Raw genomic sequence first — 7,251 nt, 5'->3', positions numbered from 1 at the left:
GCTCTATAAGAGGCGGGAATTTGCAGCTCCGTGGTCATCATAATTCCCAGTTATCCTGTATCGCATTGGATATGTCTGCATTATTGATTGAAATTTGGCATTATATCAACCCCAGTTTCTTATAAAAAATCCCCGGCCGCGTCGCCACGGCCGGGGATCATCGTCCTGAACTTGTATGTCTTGGCAGGCAGCCTTACTTGGCGCGGGCGGCCTGCAGGTTCTCGTCCAGCTTGGCCAGGAAGTCCTGGGTGGTCAGCCAGGGCTGGTCCGGGCCGATCAGAGTGGCCAGGTCCTTGGTCATGAAGCCGCTTTCGACCGTTTCCACGCAGACGCGTTCCAGGGTCTTGGCGAATTCCACCACTTCCGGCGTCTCGTCGAACTTGCCGCGATAGGTCAGACCCTGCGTCCAGGCGAAGATGCTGGCGATCGGGTTGGTGGAGGTGGGCTTGCCCTTCTGATGGTCACGATAGTGACGGGTCACGGTGCCGTGGGCGGCTTCCGCTTCCACCGTCTTGCCATCGGGGGTCATCAGGACGGACGTCATCAGGCCCAGCGAGCCGAAGCCCTGCGCCACCAGATCCGACTGCACGTCGCCGTCATAGTTCTTGGCGGCCCACAGGAAATTGCCCGACCATTTCAGGGCGGACGCCACCATGTCGTCGATCAGACGATGTTCATAGGTGATGCCGGCTGCCTTGAACTTGTCGGCGAATTCCGCCTCGAACACTTCCTGGAACAGGTCCTTGAAGCGGCCGTCATAGGCCTTCAGGATCGTGTTCTTGGTCGACAGATAGACCGGGTAATTGCGCAGCAGGCCGTAATTCATGCAGGCCCGGGCGAAACCGCGGATCGACTCGTCCACGTTGTACATGCCCATGGCAACGCCCGGCCCGTCGAAATCGAACACGGTATGGCGGATGTTGCTGGTGCCGTCCTTCGACGTGAAGGTGATGGACAGACGGCCGGCGCCAGGAATGATGAAGTCCGTGGCCTTGTACTGGTCACCAAAGGCGTGGCGGCCGATGACGATGGGCTGGGTCCAGCCCGGCACCAGGCGCGGCACGTTCTTGCAGATGATCGGTTCACGGAACACCGTGCCGCCCAGGATGTTGCGGATGGTGCCGTTGGGCGACTTCCACATCTGCTTCAGGTTGAATTCCTTCACCCGCGCTTCGTCGGGGGTGATGGTGGCGCACTTCACGCCCACGCCATACTGCTTGATGGCTTCGGCGCTCTCGACGGTCACCTTGTCGTCCGTGGCGTCGCGGTTTTCGACACCCAGATCGTAGTATTTCAGGTCCACGTCCAGATAAGGAAGGATCAGGCGGTCCTTGATGAACTGCCAGATCACGCGGGTCATTTCGTCGCCGTCGAGTTCCACGATCGGATTGACGACTTTGATCTTCGTCATGGGGGCGCTCTCCCAGGGGTGAGGGGTGCCGGGGGCGATCCAGCGGCCGGTCCGGCGGTGTCAATAAAGCCCAATCGCGCCGCTGTCGCAACCTGGGCCTTTGGCGCAATTTTCGTTCAAGCTGCGGGGCTGGCCTGCGACAATGGCAATGCCGGCACCGTTACATGCGATCGGTTCGAACCTTGTGGTGGGCCTCCGTCAGCTCGGCAAGCAGGGGGGCGATCTCGTCCACGCTGCGGACGACATGATACAGTTGATCGGCGGCACCGGGCAGGTTGGGCTTGCGCATGAATCCGGTCTCCGTCATGTGGTCCAGCAGGGCCAGCAGCGGGTCCCAGAAACCGTTGATATTGACGATGATCACCGGCTTGCCGTGCAGACGCAACTGGCGCCAGGTGATGATCTCGAACATCTCGTCCAGGGTGCCGATTCCGCCGGGCAGGATGACGAACGCGTCGGAGCGCTCCACCATCATCTGTTTGCGGGTATGCATGCTCTCCACGACGACCAGTTCGGTCAGGCCGGTATGGTCGACTTCGTAGCGCTTGATATGCTCGGGGATGATGCCGACCACCTTGGCGCCGTTCTTCAGCCCGGCATCGGCCACGATGCCCATCAGGCCCACGCGGCCACCGCCATAGACAATGTCATAACCCTTTTCCGCCAGCGTCGCGCCCGTGCGTCGCGCCGCCTCCTTGTAGATGTCGGAAACGAAGTCGGAGGAGCCGCAATAGACGCAGACGTTACGGATGGAGGACATGATGGGTGTGCTTTCCTGAACAGCGATCAACCGGTACCCCATGGCACCGGCTTGCAAATGGACCCCGACAGCGGGCACTCTGTCCCTCGTTTGCGACATGGCTGCGCCGTCGATCCCTTCGGCCCTACACTATCTGCCGGCCGGATACAAGCGCACCTACGGTCGTTCTACGCGCCCGCCCGAACCGGATCGGGGGCCGCTTCACCGCCCGGGCGGCTTTCCGCCCGGCAGCAAGACGGAGGAGTTGAGTGATGAAGCATCGTTATGGCGCCCTGCTGGCGGGCATGGTCGCCGTTGCCGGTCTGACTGGGTTCGTCTTCACGGCCCAGGCCCAGCAGGACCCATTGGCCGTTGTCGACGCCCGCAAGACCGAGTTGAAAAAGGCCGGCGGCGCCATGAAGGCGATCGGCGGCTTCCTGAAGGATGGCACCGGCACGGTTGCCGATGTGCAGGCGGCCGCCGCCACCATCCAGGCCGTGTCGAAGGCCTTCCCCAACTGGTGGCCGGCCGGCACCGCCGTGGGCGTGGGCAAGAGCGAGGCCAAGCCCGAGATCTGGACCAAGATGGACGATTTCAAGGCCAAGACCGTTGCCTTCCAGACGGAGGCTGGTGGTCTGGTGACGGCTGCCGCCAGCGGTGACAAGGCTGCCATCGGTGCGGCCCTGGGCAAGGTCGGCGGCACCTGCAAGGGTTGCCACGAGGTCTATCGCGAGGATTGATCGGTTGCGGCTTCCCGGGCATGCGTCCGGGAAGCCGCCTCTGTTCTCGTATTGGGGATCGTCTGATGCGCAAGATACTGGTCTGGGACCTGCCAACCCGTCTGTTCCACTGGCTGCTGGTGGCCGCCGTCGCCGGCGCCTGGATCAGCGGAGAGAAGGAGGCATTCGACTGGCACATGCGCTTTGGCTATCTGGCCCTTGCCCTGATTCTGTTCCGCATCGTCTGGGGCCTGGTCGGCAGCGAGACGGCGCGGTTCAAAAGCTTTCTGCGTGGTCCGAAGGATATCGCCCATCATGTGGCGGAGCTGCGCGCACCCGGCCGTCTGGCCCCGCATGTCGGGCATAATCCGCTGGGTGCCCTGGCCGTGGTCGGGCTGCTGACCCTGGTGGGCGTGCAGGCCGGTTCGGGCCTGTTCACCAGCGACGGGATTTTGGTGGACGGACCGCTGGTACCCCATGTCAGCGGCAAGGTCGCGGCGCTGGCGCGGACCATCCATCTGAATAATTTCAACATCCTGCTGGCCATTGTCGCGCTGCATGTCCTGGCCATCTTCGCCTATGCGGGGCTGAAGCGGCTGGATCTGGTGCGCCCCATGGTGACGGGCCGGCTGGCCGTCGGCGACGATGTGAAGGCACCGCGGATCGTTTCGCTTGTCCGGGCGTTGATTGTGGCGGCAATATCCGTGGCCGCCATCTGGGGTATGGTCAGCTTCGCCTGACATTTGCCCCGGAATGTTTCCCCGAAGAGATAGGGCGAAAAAGGTGAAGACACCTGTGAACCGCGCCATTCTGATCCCGCTGGCCGTGCTGGGCGTTGCCGTGATCGGAACCATTGCCTGGCAGCTTCAGTCCCCGTCAGCGGGCCCCACGGGCAAGCCCGCTGCCCAGGCGCCCGCGGCCCAGAAGACCAGCCTGCCGGCCTTTGACGTGGTGCGGGTGGAAGCCAATGGGTCGACCGTTATTGCTGGCCGTGCCGTGCCCGGCACGACGGTCAATATCCTGGAAGGTGACAAGGTCCTGGGCAGCGTGGTCGCTGATGCGCGCGGGGAATGGGTATTCATGCCGTCCAGCCCGCTGTCCCCCGGCGCGCGTGAACTGCGGCTGGAACAGGTGGCGCCAGGCGGCGCGGTGACCAAGGGTGAAAGCACGGTGGTGCTGGCCGTGCCGGAGCGTGACCGCGATCTGGCCGGACGGCGCGGCGACGGGGATGCGCTGGCCGTGCTGTCGGGCAGCGATGGCAGCCGCGTCCTGCAGGCGCCCCGCACCCTGGACCAGGGCGGCGCCCCGCGTCCGGCGGGAGAGGTCACGATCGACACGGTCGATTATGACCGCGGCGGCAAGGTGACCGTTGGTGGCCAGGCCAAGCCGGGGACCGAGGTGATGCTCTATCTGCAAAACAACCTGATCGGCCGTGGCAAGGTGGGGGAGGATGGCCGCTGGACCATCACCCCCGGTCGCGGACTGGAGGATGGGCAATATAGCCTGCGCGTCGATCAGGTCAGTCCCGACAGCAAGGTGGTCAGCCGGGCAGAGGTGAATTTCGACAAGAAGCCGATTCCCGAACAGGCCCTGTCCAACCGCGCCGTCGTCGTGGTCCCCGGCAACAACCTGTGGGCCATCGCGCGCCGCACCTATGGCGAAGGTGTCCGCTACACGGTCATTTTCGAGGCCAACCAGGGCCAGATCCGTGATCCCGACCTGATCTATCCTGGGCAGATATTCCTGGTGCCGGAAGGAAAGTAATCTCGCCGCTTCCTGGCCTATCCCCCCCGCGGGGGGGCAGGACCCAGATGCCCAAAAAAGGCGCCCGCCGACAGAAGTTGCCGGCGGGCGGAGGGGGACGCGTTCGGGAGCTGGAACACGTCCCTGGAAGGAAACCGTCAGAAGCGATAGGCGGCGCGTACGCCCCAGGTGCGTGGCGCGTCATAGAAGGCGCGGGCGACGCCGGCAAAGCCCGGTATGGTGCCGGTGGAAGCCGGCTGCTGGCCACGGATGTCGATATTGTTCTTCACCGCCTTGTCCTCCAAGTTCTGGACGAAGGCTTCCAGTTGCCAATTGGCGGGCGATTCATAGCGCAGCGACAGGTCGGTGCGGGTATAGGCGCCCTGGCGGTCGGTCGCGCGGTTGAAGTCGGTCAGGTACATTTTCGACTGATACTTGCTCTGCACCCGCGGCACGATGACGCCGCCATTGGGCAGGTCGAAGAAATGCTCATAGACCAGGGTGATGGCCAGTTCCGGCGCAAAGGGCAGCTTGTTGCCCTTCAGGTTGATGGCGCCGTTGGGGTTGCCGGCCGTGAAGATGTTGGTGTCGACCGTCTTGAAATCATCATATTCGGCGCTCAGCAGGGCCGCCGACATCTGCAGCCGGTCATTGGCGCCGACACGCCAGCTGGCTTCCGATTCCAGGCCATAGATGCTGGCCTTGGTGGCATTCACGGTGACCAACTGCTGGATGCCGTTGGCGCCGATGACGGTGTTGGCGCGCAGGATGTCCTTGTAGTCGGAATAGAAGGCGACATTGTTCAAGGTCAGATCGCCGCCCAGCAGGGTGGATTTCAGGCCCAGCTCGTAATTGGTGACATTCTCCGGGTCGGCAGCCGTGCCGCCATCCTGGATCACGCCTGACTTGAAGCCGGTATTGACCATGGCATAGGCCAGCAGATCGTCCGACAGGTCATATTCGCCACGCGCCATCCAGGTCACTTTGGACCAATGCTTGTCGGCGTCATTGCGGGCCGTCACCACGCACAGGCTGGGGATCTGGGATGTGGGAATGCCGATGACATTGATGCCGCCCGTGGCCGGGGTGGAATTGTTGCGGTTGCAGACATAGTTGCGACCGCCGACATCCTTCTTGCTGTCGCGGGTATAGCGCAGGCCGCCCGTCAGCCGCGCATCCTCGGTCAGGTGATAGGTTTCCTGCGTGAACAAAGCCCAGGAGGACAGGTCGCGGCCCGGCTGGATGAAGGTCTGGGCGTCGCGCCGGTCATTGGGATCGAACTGGCCGGGGATGGTGCCGGTATCGTCGCGGAAGTCGATATCAAAGCGGATATCATTGTCCTCCTGGTAGTAGAAGGCGCCCAGCAGCCAGTCGAGCTTTTCCGCCCCCACCGATTTGATCTGCAATTCGTGCTGGCTGCTGTCAAAGACGCCGCGTTCGAACCGCCGCTCCTCGGCAAAGGCGGGAGACACGGGCGGGCGGGGCAGGGCGCGCAGCGCCGGGTCCAGGGCGTAGCCGACATCATTGTCGTTCACATTCTGCCGCGTCATATGGGCCCAGCCGAACAGGTAGCTGACCTCCACACTTTCCAGCGGCTGGTAATCGGCACGCAGGCGCACCGTGTCATTCACCTGCTTCAGCACGCCGGGGCTGTCGATGACGGCCGATCGCCGCCAGGTGCCGGGCAGCGGGGTGACATTGACCGGCACCGTGCCCGCCCCCTGGTCGGAGAAGCGCTCGCCCGACACGAACAGCTTGAAATTCTCCGTCGGGGTCCACAGCGCGCTGACGCGGCCGGAATAGCGATCGGCATTGTCATATTTGTCCGCTCCCGGCGGCACCTTGGAACCGGGGGCGAAATCGATGAAGCCCTCCCGGTTCTCCACATAGCCGGCGGCGCGGATGGCCAGCGTGTCGGTGATGGGCGTGTTCAGGTGGCCCTTGACGCGGAACAGGCTGTAATTGCCCGCCGTCAGATCGATGGAGCCGGATGCCTTTTCCGCGTCCGGCTTGGCGGTGATGATATTGACGACGCCGGCATTGGAATTGCGGCCGAACAACGTACCTTGCGGCCCGCGCAGCACCTCCACCCGCTCCACATCATACAGCAGCGCCGTGGCGCCCTGCGGGCGCGGCGAATAGATGCCGTCGACATGGAAGGCCACGGCGGGGTCGCCCACTTCCGTCCGGTTGGTGGAGACGATGCCGCGGATGGCCACGTCCACGGCGGCCTGGTTGCTGCTCTGCCCGATCTGCAGACCCGGCACCATGGACACGATGCTTTTCAGGTCCGACACCTGTAACTGGTCCAGGGCTGCCTGGCTCAGGGCTGTCACCGCCAAAGGCGTATCCTGTAACGACACGGCGCGCTTTTCGGCGGTGACGATGATCTCTTCCAGCATGGCACTGGATGTCTGGGCGACGGCTGGTGCGGCGATGGCACCGGCCGCGGTGGCGGTCAGCAGGATTTTCCGGATGTTCTTCATCGTGATGGACATGGTTTCTCTCCTCCCTGTTCTCGGCAAAATTCTCCCCTGACCGGGCGGCGGTGCTGCCCGGCTGGGTCTGTTTTGGGTAATAATCAACCCTCCCCGGCAGGCGGATGGCGTGCCGGGGGGCATGGGGTGCGGTGATGAAAC

6 protein-coding genes are annotated in these 7,251 nt (G+C 63.5%); 3 read left to right on the top strand and 3 right to left on the bottom strand.

Annotated elements, in window-relative coordinates; genetic code table 11:
• Positions 1-193: 193 nt before the first annotated feature.
• Positions 194-1,411 carry an NADP-dependent isocitrate dehydrogenase gene (locus ACODTW_RS25695; RefSeq protein WP_488948994.1) on the bottom strand — a complete coding sequence of 406 codons (1,218 nt, stop codon included), beginning with the start codon at positions 1,409-1,411 and terminating at the stop codon, positions 194-196.
• A 160-nt stretch (positions 1,412-1,571) separates the two neighbouring features.
• A complete protein-coding gene (locus ACODTW_RS25690; RefSeq protein WP_488948993.1) occupies positions 1,572-2,171 on the bottom strand; it encodes an LOG family protein in 600 nt (199 codons plus the stop codon).
• Between the two features lie 251 nt (positions 2,172-2,422).
• Between ACODTW_RS25690 and ACODTW_RS25685 the strand changes: the two genes are divergently transcribed.
• The 3 genes from ACODTW_RS25685 to ACODTW_RS25675 all read left to right on the top strand — a co-directional run bounded on the left by ACODTW_RS25685 (position 2,423) and on the right by ACODTW_RS25675 (position 4,633).
• A complete protein-coding gene (locus ACODTW_RS25685; RefSeq protein WP_488948996.1) occupies positions 2,423-2,890 on the top strand; it encodes a c-type cytochrome in 468 nt (155 codons plus the stop codon).
• Positions 2,891-2,955: 65 nt separating this feature from the next.
• Entirely contained in the window at positions 2,956-3,609 is a 654-nt protein-coding gene (locus tag ACODTW_RS25680) for a cytochrome b/b6 domain-containing protein (RefSeq protein WP_488948992.1), read from the top strand.
• A 43-nt stretch (positions 3,610-3,652) separates the two neighbouring features.
• A complete protein-coding gene (locus ACODTW_RS25675) occupies positions 3,653-4,633 on the top strand; it encodes a LysM peptidoglycan-binding domain-containing protein (RefSeq protein ID WP_488948991.1) in 981 nt (326 codons plus the stop codon).
• Positions 4,634-4,770: 137 nt separating this feature from the next.
• Here the strand turns inward: ACODTW_RS25675 and ACODTW_RS25670 are convergent, their stop codons facing one another.
• Entirely contained in the window at positions 4,771-7,110 is a 2,340-nt protein-coding gene (locus ACODTW_RS25670) for a TonB-dependent receptor (protein WP_488948990.1), read from the bottom strand.
• Positions 7,111-7,251: the final 141 nt, after the last annotated feature.

The sequence above is a fragment of the Niveispirillum sp. FG148 genome, from assembly GCF_057809655.1.
The sequence above is the reverse complement of the archived record's forward strand: the minus strand, read 5'-3'. Positions and strand labels throughout refer to the sequence as shown.

What these genes read in the sequence shown, in the direction of transcription:
- ACODTW_RS25695 (WP_488948994.1), bottom strand. Translation starts at nt 1,411, where the DNA reads ATGACGAAGATCAAAGTCGTCAATCCGATCGTGGAACTCGACGGCGAC.
- ACODTW_RS25690 (WP_488948993.1), bottom strand. Translation starts at nt 2,171, where the DNA reads ATGTCCTCCATCCGTAACGTCTGCGTCTATTGCGGCTCCTCCGACTTC.
- ACODTW_RS25685 (WP_488948996.1), top strand. Translation starts at nt 2,423, where the DNA reads ATGAAGCATCGTTATGGCGCCCTGCTGGCGGGCATGGTCGCCGTTGCC.
- ACODTW_RS25680 (WP_488948992.1), top strand. Translation starts at nt 2,956, where the DNA reads ATGCGCAAGATACTGGTCTGGGACCTGCCAACCCGTCTGTTCCACTGG.
- ACODTW_RS25670 (WP_488948990.1), bottom strand. Translation starts at nt 7,110, where the DNA reads ATGTCCATCACGATGAAGAACATCCGGAAAATCCTGCTGACCGCCACC.